Consider the following 16312-nt stretch of genomic DNA (forward strand, 5'->3'; position numbering starts at 1 on the left):
AGCCGCCATGACGGTCTTGGCCGAGGGATTTGCTGATGATGCTACCGCCTCCCTCAACTTCCGAAATTTTTATCAGAACCGTAACTTCCTCGACTCTACGTACCCACAAGCAAAAGCTGAGGAGTGGACACAAAGCTTCATCCTTGATGTTCGGTCGGGTTACACCGGAGGCACGGTTGGTTTTGGCGTCGACGTTCTAGGGCTGTACTCGATCAAGCTTGATGGTGGCCGTGGCACGGCAGGAACCCAGCTATTGCCTGTGCATGACAACGGACGTCCAGCTGACGACTTCGGTCGGCTAGGGATCGCACTGAAAGCCAAACTTTCACAGACAGAACTTAAGGTCGGTGAATGGCAGTTAGCCTTACCCATTCTGCGATCCGACGATGGCCGATCTCTGCCCCAAACCTTTCGCGGCGCTCAGATCACCTCTAAAGAAATCGAAAACCTCAGTCTCTATACCGGTCAATTCAGAGGTAACAGTCCTCGTAACGACGCCAGCATGGATGACATGTTCATGGCCGGTAGGCCTGGGGCTACCTCGGATCGATTCAACTTCGCAGGAGGCGAGTACACCTTCAACAACAAATCCACCCTCGTGGGCCTCTGGTATGCGGAGCTACAGGACATCTACAAGCAGCAGTACCTCAATGTTGTGCATACCCAAGAGGTTGGGTCGTGGAAGCTCGGTGCAAATACTGGTGTGTTTCTAGGCGACGAAGACGGTGCAGCTAAATCCGGTCAGATGGATAACAAAACCTACACCGCCATGCTTTCGGCCAAGAAAGGCACAAGCACTTTTTATGTCGGGTTGCAGCAAGTTCATGGAAGTACAGGTTGGATGCGGGTCAACGGTGCAGGTGGCGGCTCCCTGGCGAACGACAGCTTTATCACTAGCTATGACAACGCCGGAGAAAAGTCCTGGCAACTGCGACATGACTACGACTTTGTCGGCTGGGGCATTCCAGGTTTGACGTTGATGAACCGGTACATTTCGGGTGACAACGTCCACATCGGCAGTACGGACAACGGCAAAGAGTGGGGACGTGAATCCGAAATCGCCTATGTCATTCAAAGCGGTACGTTTAAGAACCTTTCGCTCAAATGGCGCAACTCGACACTACGGCGAGATTTCAGCAATTTCAGCATGGATGACAACCGAGTGATCATCAATTACCCCATCAAATTCCTTTAACCGAACCCTCCATCTATCCCTTACAAAGGAAGCCAGATGACTGATCAAAAACTGAGCGGGATCGATATCCGAAAATCCGTAATGGGAGATGAGTTTGTCGATAAGGCCATGAACGATGCGTCCGCCTTCAGGCAACCCCTCCAAGACTTCATTAACGAGCATGCATGGGGTGGCGTGTGGACTCGGCCTGGTCTGTCTCTTCAAACCCGAAGCCTCATAACACTTGCAGCGTTGACTGCGCTCAAAGCGCCTCAGGAGCTCGCCGGGCATGTACGGGGGGCACTTAACAATGGCTGTACCGTGACGGAGATCCGTGAGGTTCTCCTCCACTGCGCCGTGTATGCAGGTGTTCCTGCGTCAGCAGAGGCTTTTCGAGCAGCACAGGCTGTTATCGATGCTAATAGCCACGTTCCAACTGGAGGTGTAATTAAATGACCATTCAAACTATTGGCGTGATCGGTGCCGGCACCATGGGCAACGGCATCGCGCAAGTATGTGCTGCTGCGGGCTATCGCGTGCTCATGCTTGATATCAATGACGAAGCGTTGGAGCGCGGGCTCTCGGCCCTCAAGAGGAACCTTGAACGCCAAGTGTCAAAGCAAACGCTATCGAGCGCGCAAGCAGAAGACGCAATAGCACGAGTGCAGACCTCGACTGATTACTCGCTGTTGAATGGTGCAGATATCGTTGTAGAGGCAGCCACAGAGAACCTGGACTTAAAGCTGCGGATACTCAAACAGATTTCACATTACGTGCACCCGACCTGCGTCATCGCGACAAACACATCATCGCTTTCTATCACCCAGTTAGGCGCAAGCGTGGATAGGCCGGAACGATTCATTGGCCTGCATTTCTTCAATCCTGTACCAATGATGGGACTGATCGAAATAATCCGGGGGCTGCAGACCTCTGACGCCACACACGCCCAGATGATTGCGCTGTCGGATCGTCTGGATAAAACCGCGATTAATGCCGGAAACCGTCCTGGCTTCGTGGTAAATCGAATCCTAGTTCCAATGATCAATGAGGCAATCCTAGTTCTTCAGGAAGGGCTATCTACCGCAGAAGACATTGATTTGGGGATGCAGCTCGGATGCAACCAGCCGATTGGGCCACTCGCACTGGCTGACTTGATCGGTCTCGATACGCTGCTAGCCGTCGTCGAGTCGCTTCACGACGGGTTTAACGACAGTAAATACCGTCCAGCTCCCTTACTGAAAGAAATGGTGGCGGGTGGTTTGTTGGGAAGGAAAACGGGGAAGGGATTTTATCAGTATTAGTCGGCCAAGCGCTTTTGCAAAGAGGTCGGCGCAGTGTGACTGCGCCGCACCGAAGAAAGCCACAACACGGGCGAGCGCTTTCTCGGTGCCTGATCGCATATCCATCGGTTCGGTAGCCACCCTCGTCCTCAAGCAGAGTGTCCTGTCATAAATTGTCTCAGCTCTGCACTGCATAATCGTTGAAATCATGGAGTCATACCGGTACTCCTAGAGCCTCATTCTTTAGCAGGGAACGCACCATGCATCCAAGATTCAGGGTGATCGAAACCACCAGACTGAACGATGGAATTATGCAATATCGGGTTGTAGATCTCGTCGAGGGAGGCTCTGCTAGCAAGCACGGTGTGTTCAAGACCAGGGGAGAGGCAGAGGCTGTTTGCTCGCACCTGAATGCCGAGCATCCTCGTAAAAATGGCGTAGGTCGCGCGTCCTTAAGACTTTGATTCACCCGCTCAAGAATGCCAAGCGTTAGAAGATTTGCAGGACTGCTAATGCCTACAGCGCAGTCATGGATTACGTAGTGCATCCACCAGAGGCTGGAGCTGCACGCCGGTTCAATGGCCTGAAAAACCTTTTATCGTTAGTCGCTCGCCAAAAAAAAGCCCCGAACAAGTCGGGGCGTTTTTTGGGCTGACCTTGGGTGCGTTTTCACACAACCTGTCGTAGGGCCCTTCCTTGTACTCAAACCAAAATCACTTGGTCAGCCAGGACTCGACAGTTGCAGAGCCGTGTTCTGCTTTCCACTCTTTCGGTGTTTTGTGGTTGCCGCCTTTGGTTTCTACGACTTCTCCGATATACGGGGTTTTGTAGATGTTCACCTGACGTGGCTTGCGCGTGCCGACACTTTAGGGTTAGTTCCGAGTAAAACGCTCCATGCTTACCAGCGAACACTGTGCATTCAAGTTCGATGGTAAAACTCCCTGTGCAACGTAACGCCATCCCCACCTTCGGCTAACTCGCTCGGGCAGGGTTACTGCCTGCGAACGGATCCTGACTCAATTAACCGTGACAGCCGCATTCAACATCAACACCACAATCAAACCGACCACGGCGACGATGGATTGAACAACCGAAATGGTCTTGGTGGCTTCGCCCATCGTCATACCGAAGGATTCCTTCACCATCCAGAAGCCCGCATGGTTCGCATAGTTGAAGAACAGCGAGCCGCAGCCTATGGACAAGGCAAGCAGAGGCAGGTTGAGACTGGGATCAGCACCTGCAAGCGGCGCCAGCAAGCCAGCAGCACCAACGATACCTACAGTGGCAGAACCGGTAGATACCGAGAGCAACATCGCGATCAACCAACCCAGGATCAGCGGAGGGAACGCAGACTGCTGAGTCAGGTGCACAATGGCATCGCCCACCCTGGCGCTGGTCAGCAGTTCCTGAAAGGCACCACCACCGGCGATGATCATGATGATTGAGGCGATTGGCTTGAGGCTCTTGCCCAGGGATTCACGCAACTGCCCCGCATCGCCGCCCCGCGCGAGTACCAGACTTGCCCCGGCGAACAGCACGCCCAGGAGCATGGCTATCAGGGGATTGCCCAAGAAACTAGCCATTTTCAGGATCGCATTGCCCTTGGGTAATACCATCTCAGCGACGGCATGAATCAACATCAGGATCGCCGGTAGCAAGGCTGCCAGCACGCCAAGGAATACGCTGGTGCTTGGTTGATCGTCGGCTTTTTCAGCCAGGGTGAACTGATCTAGCAAAACCTGATCGGGCCGAGTGCTCATGCGCGGCGAAATGAATGCCCCATAAAGCGGGCCGCCTAAAATCATTGCAGGAATAGCCGCAAGGAAGCCATAGAGCATTGTGGGCCCAACCGAGGTTTTCAGCGCGGCGATGGCCGTCAAGGGGCCAGGGTGCGGCGGTACCATCCCGTGCATGGCTGCCAGTGCCGCAATCACCGGAACACCCACATACACATACGCTGAACCTTTGAAGCGAGCCTGGCTTTCCAACTTTCGCGCCACGCTGAATATCAACGGCAGCATGATCACCAAGCCCACCTCGAAAAACATGGGAATGCCAATTACAAATGCAACCATCATCATGGCCCAAGGAATCATCCGATCCGATGTTCGCTTGAGGATGACCTCGGCGACCTGCTCTGTGACGCCTGCGTCAGCAAGAATTTTGCCTAGCATCGCTCCAAGCGCGATTACGAGACCTACTGCACCCAATGTCTTTCCGGCGCCGGTGATCACGTGGGAGACGATGGCTTCTGGCTCCATACTGGTTGCAAAGCCAACGCCAACGGAAACTACTAGCAAGGCCAGGAGCGGGTGCATTTTGAGGCGCGACACGATGAGCGCCACCAACACCAGGACACTCACCAATGCGGTCAGTAAGAGGTCTATATCTAAAGGAGTCATGAAAGGATCTCGGTTGGGCTAGCGCTAAAACTGCACTCAGTATTTGAAAGAGAAGCTTGAAACCGTAACGCCTGTCGGCGCACGCGATTAACCAAACAGCGTCTGGGTGCTTTCAACTTCTGCATTGGATTCGTTATAAGTGGGTGAGATGAATGGTCATCCGCAAATGCACGGGTAAGATTCAGTTTTCGCCTTTTTAAAAACCGAATAACCTTCGAGGTGCTTGCACCAGCAACGAATTGCTAGCCTGAGTGGAACACTCCAGGGCTTGCAACTGATTGACTACGGTGCCGAAACCGATGCTTTGCTCATGCTGCGTATGCGGCCAGTCGCTGCCCCACACCAACTGGCGAAGGCCGAAACTTTGTTCCAGCAGCGGTAATGCCATTCGAGCGAAAATGATGTTCTGTTGCGGCGTACCTCCCAAACGATAGATTCCCGATACCTTCATCCAGATCGAACCTTTCGATCCCAACTCCAGTAACTCGCAAAACCCGGGCTGATCGACGCCCGAATTGGCATCCGGCCGACCAAAGTGATCAATCACCAACTTCAAACCGAACGGCGTCAATTGATTGATCAGTCCCGGCAGATCCCTTACCTCACGATGCAACTCGACATGCCAGTCAAGATCAGCGATGTGGCTGAAAAACTCTCTCCAGGCACTGTCACGAAAATCAGGTAACGCCTTACCCATCAGATTCAAGCGAACGCCGACCACGCCCAGGTGATCCATGTCATTTAACATGGCGCGACTGACGCCTGGCTCCACCACAACCACGCCTCGCAACTGATCCGGCGCTTGCCTCAACGCCGCCAGCAAGTAGCTATTGTCGGTGCCGAGAAAGCTCGGTTGCACCAATACGCCATGACTCAGACCATGAGCGTGCAAGTGCGCCAGATACTGCTCAAGTGTGGCGTCGTAATCAGGGGTATAGCGCCGTGCACCGACCAGATTCAGATCACGGCTAAACACATGAGCATGGGAGTCGATGCCGGTGATCGGCGTAGAACAGGTGTCAGTCATAGCATTCATCTATAGAAGGTAAAGGGCATCAGGCCCGCGCACTCTCGTTGCCGTTGATCGTTGCTGACACCGATGCACTCGAGGCTTCGAGGCTGCGTCCACGGGTTTCTGGCAGGCAAAGTGCTGCGATTACGGCCACACCGTAGGCAATCCCGGCGTCAATACCAATGGCTGACCCCAACGACATGGAGTCACTCATATGCCCGACCAAGAACGGGAAAACGGCGGACAGAACGCGGCCAAAGTTGTAGCAAAAACCCACGCCGGCGCCACGCACATCTGCCGGGTAAAGTTCGTTGAACAGTGCTCCCAGGCTGGCCGGGATACCTGCGGCGAAGAAGCCTAGCGGGAAGCCCAGAAACAGCATCTGCGTATTGGTCAGCGGCAAGAACACATAGCATTGCACGGTCACCACACAGCACAGGGCGAAGAGCACGATGTTTTTGCGACGGCCAATGCGGTCGATCAAATAACCACTGGCCACACAACCACACCAGAACGCAATGATGATCACCGCCAGGTAACCACCCGAGTTCAAGACGGAAAGGTTGCGCTCGGTCTTGAGGAAGGTCGGCAGCCAGGTCATCACCGCGTGATAACCACCGTGCGCACCCAGCCCCAACAGGCCACCAAACAAGGTCACGCGAATCAGTTCGGGACGAAAAATACCGGCCAGCGACTTGAAGAAGCTTTGCGGGATGGCGTTCTCTTTTTGCAGACGCTGAAAGCTGTCCGGCTCTTCGACGTTGCGGCGCACCCAGATGATTAGGAACGACGGCAGCAAACCCACAAGAAACATCACGCGCCAGGCGATATCTTGAGGCACCAAGGTATAGATCAGTGTGAACACGCCGACGGCCAGTCCCCAACCCACTGCCCAGGCACTTTGCACGGTGCCCATGACCTTGCCGCGATATTGCGGATTGATCGTCTCGGCCATCAACACCGCACCAGCCGCCCACTCCCCGCCAATGCCAAAACCCTGCAGCGCCTTGACGATCAACAGCTGGTTGAAACCGGTGACAAATGCTGAGAGGAAGGTGAAGAACGAGAACCACAAAATCATCCACTGCAAGGTGCGCACGCGGCCATAGCGGTCGGACAATGTGCCCCCTACCCAGCCACCGATGGCCGACGTGACGAGCGTGACGCCACTGATCAGCCCCGCATCGCCCTTGGACAACGCGAAAGCTGCGATCAGAGCCGGAATCGCCAGCCCAAACATTTGTACTTCCAGCGCGTCGAGTGACCATCCGCCGAAGCAGGCCCAAAACGTTTTGCGCTCCCGAGGAGTGACTTGGCGATACCAGCTGAACATGGTTCTTATCCTTATAAGTGGAACGTAAGGCAGCCGAGAGCGAACCGCACCGCTACAGGGCCAGTTTTGGCAAACAAGCAGGAAACCAGCGACGACCTGGGCGTCGCTGAACCATTCGCTATATGGACAGGCGCTAGCGAATATCCACGCTGTAGCGGAAGTGCTCCGCGTGCCCGCGAGAGCGGCGCCACTCCAGTGGTGTACCGGCATAATCACGGGCCAGACGCTCGATCACCACCACCGGGCTGTTAACCGGCACTTGCAACAGGCGTGCGTGCACGTCGTTCACCGATTCGGCGGTAAGAGTCTCTTCGGCATAGGCAACGACCTGGCCGCAGAGGTCTTCGTAGATCGGGTACAGCAGCGGCCCTTTCAGACTGATGTCGGTTTCAAGCAACGGTTGGAAGCGGCTGCGCGGCAACCAGATTTCTTCGGCAAGCACCGGCTGAACCTCCAGCAGGCGCAGACGAACAATGCGAATCACCGGCGCATCAACGGGCAACCCCAGCGCTTGGGCTACGGCTGAGGGTGCGGCTACCGGCTCGATCGACAGAATGCGGCTTTCCGGTACCTGGCGCTCGCCAGAGAGGGTCTGAAATCGAAAAAAGCGGAACAGAGAGGATTGGAATTGCGGTCGGCGAATAAAAGTCCCTCGCCCCTGCTGGCGCTCAAGGATTCCCTCACTGACCAACGCATCAATCGCTTTGCGCACCGTGCCGGTAGACAGTTGGTACTCCGCTGAAAGCGCAGCCTCGGTGGGAATCGCTTCGCCAGGACGCCACCGATTGTTGGCGATCTGCTCAGCCAGTTGGTCACGCAGGCGTTGATAGAGCGGCAGGCGAGTATCACTGGGGAGAGAACTCATCGACTTTATTCACCTTGTTATATAGTCATCTATATGAATCTTGGGGCGAGTATTTCCCCAGACGATTCAACTGTCAAGAAGAGGCGTGTCGTCTTGCAGACGAATGGCTGCTGTCGCTGAAGGCGAGTCACCATCATGGAGGCTATGTACCTCTCAAGCTGTTCGCCTGACCACCACCTCACGAATCTTGTCCATCAACGCTTTTGCCGCTGGCGACTGAAGCGCACCCATTCTTGAAATAAAACCAATTGGCCGCGTGGTATGACTCAGGGTAAGCGGAAGCTGAACAAGATCACCGCTGACCATTTCGTATTCCAACTGGTGCGCGGAAACAGCGGCCAGCATGTCTGAACGTAACAACACGCCGCGCAAAATCGCCAGGTCACCCGTTTCAATCACGGAGATTGGTACAGTGATGCCGATGTGAGCGAAAAACGCATCCAGCAGTTTTCTTGCGGGAGAACCCGCACGGGGCAGAATCCAACGCGCGGCACCTAAGTCTTCATAAACTGGAACCCGTTTTAACCAAGGATGGTTGCGGCGTACCAGGATAACCATTTCTTCTTGCAGCAAGGCCTCACTATGCAGGTCGCTGGCGTAGGCCGATGGACGTAGAGCTCCGAGCACAAAATCCACATCGCCTGCGCGCAGTTCACTTGCCAACAAGTCGAACGGGCTTTCGTTGGTTACGATTTGTACATGAGGGTGTTCCAAGGTCAGGCGCACTATCGCTTCGGGCAATATCCCCGTGCGTCCAAGAGGCAAGGCCCCTACGTGCACGACGCCTTGAAGGGAGCCACCCAACGCGGCGATGTCTGCATCGATGTGACGCAGTTCATTAAGGGCTCGGCGCACATGCACCAACATTGCAAGACAGGCACGTGTGGGAAGCAAGCCATGCGAAGTACGTTCAAACAGGCTAGCCCCACTGCCTTGTTCAAGGACTTTAATGGCAGCACTGATCGCTGGTTGTGAAACCCCGAAAGTGCTCGCAGTGGTTTGCATATGGTGCGTCTCACAGAGTTTCGCAAAAATCTCCAAGCGCCGGATTTGGAACAGATAAAGCGGCTCCGCAACGTGACCTAATACCTGTCCAAGCAATTGCGGTATTGCGAGCAATTCATCCATTGCCCTTCTAGCCCGAGGAACTGTGCACTCACCATACATAGTCAGACGCATACCATCCACGTGTCGCTCAAACAGCGAAATACCGAGCCGTTGCTCTAAAGAATGGATGGAGCGCGTCACAACAGACTGAGCACGAAAAAGCACAGCGGACGCCTTAGAAACACTGCCGTATTCGACGACACGAAGGAACGCTCGAATCTGCATGAGATTGGGTAGTTCAGAGCTGTGCATGTGCTCGTACCAAATTTTTGAGAACGCAGATTTACAGCATGCAGAACTCATCGCAATAAGTAAAACGCATACGAACCACCGCCAAACGCATTATTCAATTCCCTCCTCAAATGCGAACGTGGGCTCTATCAAACAACAGCAAAAAGAGCCCTCCAATGATCGATAAAACAAAAACCGCACTGGTAGTCAGCGCCCACTCAGCCGACTTCGTCTGGCGCGCTGGTGGCGCCATCGCGCTGCATGCCCAACAAGGTCACGCCGTTCACATCGTATGCCTTTCCTATGGGGAAAGAGGTGAGTCGGCCAAGCTCTGGCGCAAAGGCGATACGTCTGAAGACAAGGTCAAAACCGCGCGTCGCAATGAGGCTGAAGCCGCAGCGGAGATCCTTGGCGCGAGTGTGGAGTTTTTCGATATCGGCGATTACCCGATGCGGGCCGACAAAGAAACGTTGTTTCGCTTAGCCGACGTATTTCGTCGCGTTCAACCGGAGTTTGTCCTCAGCCACTCGATCAAAGACCCCTACAACTATGATCACCCGCTAGCGATGAACCTAACGCAGGAAGCCCGCATCATCGCCCAAGCTGAAGGCTACAAACCTGGTGAGAAAATTGTGGGAGCCCCGCCTGTTTACAGTTTTGAACCCCATCAGCCTGAGCAATGTGAATGGCGCCCGGATGTTCTGCTGGATATCACCGAGGTCTGGGACAAAAAATACGCCGCCATCCAGTGCATGGCAGGCCAAGAGCATCTCTGGGAGTACTACACACGTGTTGCACTGCAACGTGGAGTGCAGGCCAAACGCAATGTGGGCATCGCCTCCACCCGCAACATCGTTTACGCAGAGGGCTACCAAAGCATCTTCCCACGGGTGACGGAGAACCTGGCATGAGCACACTGATTGGAAAAACCGGCATTGTGGTGCGCAACATTCCCCGTGCTGACTCGGCGTTAATCGACGAATTGGATCGCTTTGGTGTTGCTACCGTACATGAAGCCCAAGGACGCAAAGGCCTTCTGGATTCCGCCATTCGCCCTATCCAGCAAAACCAGAGCATCACTGGAACGGCAGTGACCGTATTGGTCGCGCCTGGTGATAACTGGATGTTTCACGTGGCAGTCGAACAATGCCAACCCGACGATATTCTGGTGGTCGCGACATCGTCTCCCTGCACCGATGGCTACTTCGGCGACTTGCTCGCCACCTCATTGATGGCTAGGGGGGTACGCGCCCTAATCATTGACGCAGGAGTACGCGATACACGAACACTACGTGACATGGGCTTCAAGGTATGGTCGCGGGCTGTTCACGCCCAAGGCACCGTCAAGGAAACTCTGGGTTCAGTCAATGTGCCGATCATTTGCGCCGGCCAACTGGTCGAGCCCGGAGACATCGTAGTAGCTGATGATGACGGCGTGGTGATTGTCCGCCGCGAAGAGTTACCCGACGTGTTTGAAACCAGCCGAAAACGCGCTCGTTTGGAAGAAGAGAAACGCGTGCGCCTCGCAGCGGGTGAATTGGGACTGGACATCTACGAGATGCGCCAGAAGCTCGCTGACCGGGGTCTGAGCTATTACAACACTCTCACTGACCTACAAGGGTAGCCTTCATGCGCCAGACTCGTATTCCGTGTCTCCTGATGCGTGGAGGTACTTCCAAGGGTGCTTACTTCATGGCCGACGACCTGCCGCCCGAAGGTAAGCTGCGTGACCAAGTACTGTTGGCCATTATGGGGTCACCCGATGCACGCCAGATCGACGGCATTGGTGGGGCAAACTCGCTGACCAGCAAAGTCGCAATCATCAGTCGTTCAGATCGTCCGGATGCGGATGTCGATTATCTGTTTGCCCAGGTTTCAGTCGAGCAAGCTCGAGTTGATTACGGTCAGAATTGTGGAAACATTCTCGCAGGTGTCGGCCCCTTTTCGATTGAGCGTGGGCTGATCAACGCCGACAAATCGAAGACAAGCGTGCGAATTTTCATGGTCAATACCGGCCAGACCGCTGTAGCTAATGTACCCACGCCAGACGGCATCATTGAATATTCAGGTGAGACTCGCATCGACGGTGTTCCAGGCACCAGCGCCTCACTGATTGTCGAATTTGAAGACATTGCCGGCTCCAGTTGCGGAGTATTGCTGCCGACTGGTAACGCCATTGACCGCATCGACGGTATCGAGGTCACGTGTATCGACAACGGTATGCCTGTTGTACTGATCAGGGCCGCTGATGTGGGTTGTACGGGTTATGAACGCCCCGAGCAATTGGACGCCAACATCGAGCTCAAAGCGTTGTTGGAATCAATCCGACTGCAAGCGGGCCCTTTGATGAATCTGGGGGATGTCCGCGAGCGTACTGTACCGAAAATGTCTTTGATAGCAGCCGCTCGCAGTGGCGGCGCAATTTGCAGCCGTACCTTCATTCCTCATCGCTGTCACACATCGATCGGAGTGTTCGGCGCTGTCAGTGTCGCCTCTGCTTGCCAAGTTCAAGGGACAGTTGCGAGCAACCTAGCCCAAGTAGAAACAGCTGATCGAGTGCAATTATCTGTTGAGCATCCAACAGGCGAGTTTACGGTCGAGCTTCGTTTGATTGATGGCCAGTTAGCCGGGTGCGGCTTGGTGCGCACGGCCCGACTTCTGTTCGACGGAAACGTCCACATCCCTGGCGATATCTGGCAAAACACGGTGAAATCATAATGACCACAACCTTGTCTCTAATCGGTTTCGGTGAAGCAGGCGCCATTTTCGGCCAAGACCTCGCCGCGCTGGATGTGAAAATTTACGCCTATGATCGACTCCTTGAAGACCCGGCTCAACGAACTGCGCTGTATGAACGCTCTCAGCGGTGTGGCGTTCAACTTTGTGAAAGCGCGGCTCAAGCGATAGCGCTGGGCGAGTGGGTAATCTCAGCAGTCACAGCGGATAACGCACTTGAAGTAGCACTGAACGCGGCGCCACTGATGAGGCGTGGGCAGCTGTTCATCGACATCAACTCAGTGGCCCCCTCTACGAAGCGCGCAGCGGCCACGGCGATGCAGCAATATGGCATCGATTACATCGATGCGGCCGTCATGGCACCTGTACCCCCTCAGCGCTTGAAAACCCCCATTCTTTTGGGAGGCGAATGTGCTGGCCAGGTTGCCGAACGATTGGCCGAGGTTGGAATGAACGTTCGGGTAGTGGCCAACGAGATTGGCGTAGCCTCAGCGATTAAGATGTGTCGAAGCATCATGATTAAAGGCCTGGAAGCGCTCACTACCGAATGTCTGAGTACTGCTCGCCAGTACCATGCCGAAGAGGAGGTACTGGCGTCGTTGCACGAAAGTTTCCCGCAAATGGGTTGGGACGACGCCCTGCCTCATTATTTGATAAGTCGTGTGGCCGAACACGGTCGGCGTCGATCTGAGGAAATGAAAGAGGTCGCGAAAACTTCTCGCGACGTAGACGTTGTTCCGAACATGAGTCTTGCCATCGTCGATGCTCAAAAAGGGCTCGTCGACGCCATGCGTGACGCCGATATCGGTTACCCAAGTCTTGAGCCATTCAACTGGCCAAACCTAATCGACACGTTGTATGGCAGTCCAGTAGCCCGTGAAGGCGCTGTATAGGAAAAGCGTTAACATAGCCTTTTCCCAGAGTCGCGCTCATGGATCTCAAACAGCTCGAATGTTTCGTAAGGGTGGCCGAGTTCGGAAGTTTCACCAAGGCGGCGGCCGTACTGAACATTTCCCAGTCGGTCGTCAGCCGTCAGGTTAGGCAACTTGAGGTCGAGTTGCAGGAACATCTACTGTTGCGAAATGGTCGAGGGGTATTGCTGACCGCTTCCGGACAACGGTTGTTCGATCATGGCAAAGGCATCTTGCGGCAAGTACAGGTGGCTCGCGATGTTCTTCGCGAACAACGTGATACGTTGTCGGGAAAAGTGGTCGTCGGGCTTCCTCCAAGCATTTCCCGACGACACACCGTAGCACTGGTCTCGGCCTTCCGTGAACGCTTTCCCGACTGCATATTGGGTATCAAAGAGGGACTGACACACTCTATGCGTGAGTGGCTGCTGCTCGGCCGCCTAGATTTCGCCTTACTCTTCAATCCTGGCCTCAGTGCACAATTGCAGTATGAGCACATCCATTCAGAGCCACTGATGATCATCGGTGGTCAGCACTCGAATCTCCCCTCCCAGGTAGCGATGAAAGACTTGGGGCAATACCCTCTGATCACTCCCAGCGAACCTCACTCAATCCGCCGGCTCATCGAGAGTGAAGCGTCGCGACATGAGGTAAATCTGAATGTTTGCCTGGAGATCGATAGCATCCCCTCACTACTCGAACTGATTAATCTGAACATGGGTTACGGCGTTCTGTTTCGTTCTGCCTTGGCGAATGGCGACGGGAAACTGGAAGGCCTGAAAGCTGCGCAAATCGTTGACCCATCGATCCAAACACACCTGTTTATCGCAACATTTGAACAGCGCCCGCTGTCTCGCCTAGCAGAACAGACAATGCTATTGGTTCGTGAGATCTGCATAGACTGAAATGGCGCATGCGGAATTAGCATAACTGCTAGAGCCTGCATTCGGTTGTTGTAGAGCGTAGAGACGGCCACCATCGGGGCTATCGCTTCCGCTAACAATGACTAAAGGACACGAGATGAAAACCTGCCTCGCACCTGACTCCAATCCTACAAAACCCATGCTGCCGCTTCCTGCGGGTGCTTGGGATGCTCACTGCCATGTGTTCGGCCCTGCGGTTGATTTCCCCTATGCCGAAGATCGCAGCTACACCCCACCCGACGCTCCTTTTGAAACGTTGCGGGCATTGCACGACCACCTTGGGTTCACTCGCGGCGTGATTGTCCAGGCGAGCTGTCATGGCAGCGATAACCGCGCGATGCTGGACGCTATCGCCCGCAGCGAAGGACGGTATCGAGGTGTAGCCATCGTGGACGGCAGTGAAACTGACGAGCAACTTGCCGAGATGGACGCTGGAGGTGTTCGTGGCGTGCGATTCAACTTCGTTGCACATCTGGGTGGCGCGCCAGATCTGGATGTCTTTGACAGCACTGTTGATCGCCTAGCTGATCTGGGATGGCATGTAGTCCTACACCTTGATGCTCAAGACATCCTGACCTACGCAGAAAGACTCGCGCGTATTCCCGTACCTTTTATCATCGATCACATGGGTCGGGTCAAAGCTCAGGATGGCATTGAGCAGCAGTCCTTCATTGCCTTGCAGCAACTGATGGAGAATCCATTGGCGTGGGTGAAGGTATGTGGTGCAGAACGAGTATCAGTGGGCCGTCGCCCCTTCGAAGATGCGGTTCCTTTCGCAGAGAGACTGATTGAAATCGCTCCAGACCGCCTGCTGTGGGGCACTGACTGGCCTCATCCGAACATTACCAAAGATATGCCCAACGACGGTGAGTTGGTGGATCTGATGTTTAAGTTCTGTACCGACTCTCAGTTGCGTCAAAAGCTATTGGTCGAGAACCCAATGAAGCTTTACGGACGCTAACCGCAACAGCCTTCGCTGCACCTCCAAAAATAAGACTTTCAGTGAGTGACCGCCATGAATCCTAGCCCAGCATCTGCTCAGGTCGAAGTAACCGTTCCGATCAAGGTGAAGACCAAGCCGCCCTTCTATCGCGCAATGTACTTCCAAGTACTTCTGGGGATTATCGCAGGCGTCGCCGTCGGCCACTTTTGGCCCACCTTTGCCGCTGACCTTAAGCCGCTGGGTGATGCTTTCATCAAGCTAATCAAGATGATCATCGGCCCTGTAGTGTTCTGCACTGTCGTTACTGGCATCGCAGGCATGCGTGATTTGAAAAAAGTTGGTCGAGTAGGTGGCAAAGCACTGCTCTACTTCGAAGTGATTTCGACCGTTTCGCTGCTGATTGGTCTTATCGGTGGTCACCTTTTCAATCCAGGAGGTGGCTTCAATGTGGACGTCAATACGTTAGATGCATCTGCGGTCACCGGATTCGCTGAAAAAGCACAACACATGCACATGGTTGAATTCCTCATGGGGATCATCCCCTCGACATTTGTGCAGGCCTTTGCCGAGGGCAACGTCCTTTGCATTTTGCTGGTTTCAGTACTTTTCGGATGCTCGTTGTCAGCTATGGGTGAAAAGGGGCGGCCGGTTTATGACATGATCGAAGGTCTGTCCGGCGTGTTCTTTCGAATCGTACACATCATTGCCAAGCTATCTGCTATCGGTGCATTCGGCGCCATCGCTTTCACGGTGGGTACTTACGGTGTTGGCTCACTGCTGCCTCTAATGAAACTGGTAGGCAGCTTTTACGTGCTTTGCGCATTGTTTGTGATCGTCGTTTTGGGCGGTGTGGCGAGAGTCTGTGGGTTTAGTATTCTTCGCTTCATCTCCTACATCAAAGAGGAACTGTTAGTCGTTCTTGGAACCAGCTCTTCCGAAGTGGTACTGCCACAAATCATGGAAAAAATGGAGCGTCTCGGCTGCTCAAAACCCGTTGTCGGTCTGGTCATTCCCACGGGTTACTCCTTCAACCTCGACGGCACTAACATCTACCTGACAATGGCGGTGCTATTCATCGCACAAGCGCTGAATATCGACCTGACACTTTCGCAGCAACTTACATTGGTCATCGTGGCCATGCTCACATCCAAAGGAGCCAGCGGTGTCTCAGGTGCCGCCTTTGTCATGCTGACCAGCACGTTGATGGTGGTGCCACTTGTCCCTGTGGCAGGCATGGTTCTTATTCTGGGCATCCACCGTTTCATGGGCACAGGCCTAGCCATGACTAACCTGGTTGGCAACGGCGTCGCGGCACTGGTTGTCTCCGCGTGGGAAAAAGAACTAGATCGCAACAAGCTTGCCAAGGAACTTGGCACTAAGCCATAACCCGTCTGC

The 16312-nt window shown here is 54.3% G+C and carries 15 protein-coding genes and 1 pseudogene; 10 read left to right on the forward strand and 6 right to left on the reverse strand.

The features are described 5' to 3' along the window. The first annotated feature begins 7 nt into the window (after positions 1–7). The 3 genes from ACNYC6_RS00430 to ACNYC6_RS00440 are packed head-to-tail and all read left to right on the forward strand — an operon-like array spanning position 8 to position 2475. A complete protein-coding gene (locus tag ACNYC6_RS00430; protein ID WP_419713046.1) occupies positions 8–1195 on the forward strand; it encodes an OprD family porin in 1188 nt (395 codons plus the stop codon). A 36-nt stretch (positions 1196–1231) separates the two neighbouring features. Continuing rightward, entirely contained in the window at positions 1232–1630 is a 399-nt protein-coding gene (locus tag ACNYC6_RS00435) for a carboxymuconolactone decarboxylase family protein (protein ID WP_159259208.1), read from the forward strand. Then, positions 1627–2475, forward strand: coding sequence for a 3-hydroxybutyryl-CoA dehydrogenase (locus tag ACNYC6_RS00440; RefSeq protein ID WP_419710575.1), 849 nt, complete (start codon positions 1627–1629; stop codon positions 2473–2475). The genes ACNYC6_RS00435 and ACNYC6_RS00440 overlap by 4 nt, the downstream gene beginning before the upstream one ends. A 692-nt stretch (positions 2476–3167) precedes the next feature. Here the strand turns inward: ACNYC6_RS00440 and ACNYC6_RS00445 are convergent. The 6 genes and pseudogenes from ACNYC6_RS00445 to ACNYC6_RS00470 form a co-directional block, all read right to left on the reverse strand. Further along, a pseudogene (locus tag ACNYC6_RS00445) lies at positions 3168–3314 on the reverse strand (transcriptional regulator); the annotation flags it as partial. 156 nt (positions 3315–3470) lie between these two features. Then, positions 3471–4856 (reverse strand): GntP family permease, encoded by a 1386-nt coding sequence (locus ACNYC6_RS00450; RefSeq protein ID WP_419710576.1) that lies wholly within the window; start codon positions 4854–4856, stop codon positions 3471–3473. 196 nt (positions 4857–5052) lie between these two features. Beyond that, on the reverse strand, positions 5053–5883 hold the full coding sequence (locus tag ACNYC6_RS00455; protein ID WP_419710577.1) for an amidohydrolase family protein: 831 nt from the start codon (positions 5881–5883) through the stop codon (positions 5053–5055). Positions 5884–5911: 28 nt separating this feature from the next. Beyond that, positions 5912–7201: an MFS transporter gene (locus ACNYC6_RS00460; RefSeq protein WP_419710578.1), complete on the reverse strand. Its 1290-nt coding sequence runs from the start codon at positions 7199–7201 to the stop codon at positions 5912–5914. 133 nt (positions 7202–7334) lie between these two features. Further along, positions 7335–8066, reverse strand: a complete 732-nt coding sequence (locus tag ACNYC6_RS00465) for a GntR family transcriptional regulator (protein WP_419710579.1) — start codon at positions 8064–8066, stop codon at positions 7335–7337. 153 nt (positions 8067–8219) lie between these two features. Further along, positions 8220–9425 (reverse strand): LysR family transcriptional regulator, encoded by a 1206-nt coding sequence (locus ACNYC6_RS00470; protein ID WP_419710580.1) that lies wholly within the window; start codon positions 9423–9425, stop codon positions 8220–8222. A gap of 155 nt (positions 9426–9580) precedes the next feature. On the opposite strand from ACNYC6_RS00470, the gene galB reads away from it, so the two are divergent. The 7 genes from galB to ACNYC6_RS00505 all read left to right on the forward strand — a co-directional run bounded on the left by galB (position 9581) and on the right by ACNYC6_RS00505 (position 16303). Beyond that, complete coding sequence (gene galB / locus ACNYC6_RS00475) at positions 9581–10315, forward strand: 4-oxalmesaconate hydratase (RefSeq protein WP_419710581.1); 735 nt, start codon at positions 9581–9583, stop codon at positions 10313–10315. Then, positions 10312–11028, forward strand: a complete 717-nt coding sequence (locus ACNYC6_RS00480; RefSeq protein WP_419710582.1) for a 4-carboxy-4-hydroxy-2-oxoadipate aldolase/oxaloacetate decarboxylase — start codon at positions 10312–10314, stop codon at positions 11026–11028. Before galB ends, ACNYC6_RS00480 begins: the two co-directional genes overlap by 4 nt. A 5-nt stretch (positions 11029–11033) precedes the next feature. Next, positions 11034–12122, forward strand: a complete 1089-nt coding sequence (locus tag ACNYC6_RS00485) for a 4-oxalomesaconate tautomerase (RefSeq protein ID WP_419710583.1) — start codon at positions 11034–11036, stop codon at positions 12120–12122. Continuing rightward, on the forward strand, positions 12122–13033 hold the full coding sequence (locus ACNYC6_RS00490; RefSeq protein WP_419710584.1) for a DUF1932 domain-containing protein: 912 nt from the start codon (positions 12122–12124) through the stop codon (positions 13031–13033). The genes ACNYC6_RS00485 and ACNYC6_RS00490 overlap by 1 nt, the downstream gene beginning before the upstream one ends. A gap of 38 nt (positions 13034–13071) precedes the next feature. Then, on the forward strand, positions 13072–13956 hold the full coding sequence (locus ACNYC6_RS00495; RefSeq protein ID WP_419710585.1) for a LysR substrate-binding domain-containing protein: 885 nt from the start codon (positions 13072–13074) through the stop codon (positions 13954–13956). A gap of 115 nt (positions 13957–14071) precedes the next feature. After that, a complete protein-coding gene (locus tag ACNYC6_RS00500) occupies positions 14072–14935 on the forward strand; it encodes an amidohydrolase family protein (protein ID WP_419710586.1) in 864 nt (287 codons plus the stop codon). A gap of 54 nt (positions 14936–14989) precedes the next feature. Further along, positions 14990–16303, forward strand: coding sequence for a dicarboxylate/amino acid:cation symporter (locus tag ACNYC6_RS00505; RefSeq protein ID WP_419710587.1), 1314 nt, complete (start codon positions 14990–14992; stop codon positions 16301–16303). The last annotated feature ends 9 nt before the right edge of the window (positions 16304–16312 follow it).

The sequence above is a fragment of the Pseudomonas sp. NFX224 genome, from assembly GCF_048565165.1.
In the GTDB taxonomy this organism is placed as follows: domain Bacteria; phylum Pseudomonadota; class Gammaproteobacteria; order Pseudomonadales; family Pseudomonadaceae; genus Aquipseudomonas.

What these genes read in the sequence shown, in the direction of transcription:
- ACNYC6_RS00430 (WP_419713046.1), top strand. Translation starts at nt 8, where the DNA reads ATGACGGTCTTGGCCGAGGGATTTGCTGATGATGCTACCGCCTCCCTC.
- ACNYC6_RS00435 (WP_159259208.1), top strand. Translation starts at nt 1,232, where the DNA reads ATGACTGATCAAAAACTGAGCGGGATCGATATCCGAAAATCCGTAATG.
- ACNYC6_RS00440 (WP_419710575.1), top strand. Translation starts at nt 1,627, where the DNA reads ATGACCATTCAAACTATTGGCGTGATCGGTGCCGGCACCATGGGCAAC.
- ACNYC6_RS00450 (WP_419710576.1), bottom strand. Translation starts at nt 4,856, where the DNA reads ATGACTCCTTTAGATATAGACCTCTTACTGACCGCATTGGTGAGTGTC.
- ACNYC6_RS00455 (WP_419710577.1), bottom strand. Translation starts at nt 5,883, where the DNA reads ATGACTGACACCTGTTCTACGCCGATCACCGGCATCGACTCCCATGCT.
- ACNYC6_RS00460 (WP_419710578.1), bottom strand. Translation starts at nt 7,201, where the DNA reads ATGTTCAGCTGGTATCGCCAAGTCACTCCTCGGGAGCGCAAAACGTTT.
- ACNYC6_RS00465 (WP_419710579.1), bottom strand. Translation starts at nt 8,066, where the DNA reads ATGAGTTCTCTCCCCAGTGATACTCGCCTGCCGCTCTATCAACGCCTG.
- ACNYC6_RS00470 (WP_419710580.1), bottom strand. Translation starts at nt 9,425, where the DNA reads ATGCACAGCTCTGAACTACCCAATCTCATGCAGATTCGAGCGTTCCTT.
- galB (WP_419710581.1), top strand. Translation starts at nt 9,581, where the DNA reads ATGATCGATAAAACAAAAACCGCACTGGTAGTCAGCGCCCACTCAGCC.
- ACNYC6_RS00480 (WP_419710582.1), top strand. Translation starts at nt 10,312, where the DNA reads ATGAGCACACTGATTGGAAAAACCGGCATTGTGGTGCGCAACATTCCC.
- ACNYC6_RS00485 (WP_419710583.1), top strand. Translation starts at nt 11,034, where the DNA reads ATGCGCCAGACTCGTATTCCGTGTCTCCTGATGCGTGGAGGTACTTCC.
- ACNYC6_RS00490 (WP_419710584.1), top strand. Translation starts at nt 12,122, where the DNA reads ATGACCACAACCTTGTCTCTAATCGGTTTCGGTGAAGCAGGCGCCATT.
- ACNYC6_RS00495 (WP_419710585.1), top strand. Translation starts at nt 13,072, where the DNA reads ATGGATCTCAAACAGCTCGAATGTTTCGTAAGGGTGGCCGAGTTCGGA.
- ACNYC6_RS00500 (WP_419710586.1), top strand. Translation starts at nt 14,072, where the DNA reads ATGAAAACCTGCCTCGCACCTGACTCCAATCCTACAAAACCCATGCTG.
- ACNYC6_RS00505 (WP_419710587.1), top strand. Translation starts at nt 14,990, where the DNA reads ATGAATCCTAGCCCAGCATCTGCTCAGGTCGAAGTAACCGTTCCGATC.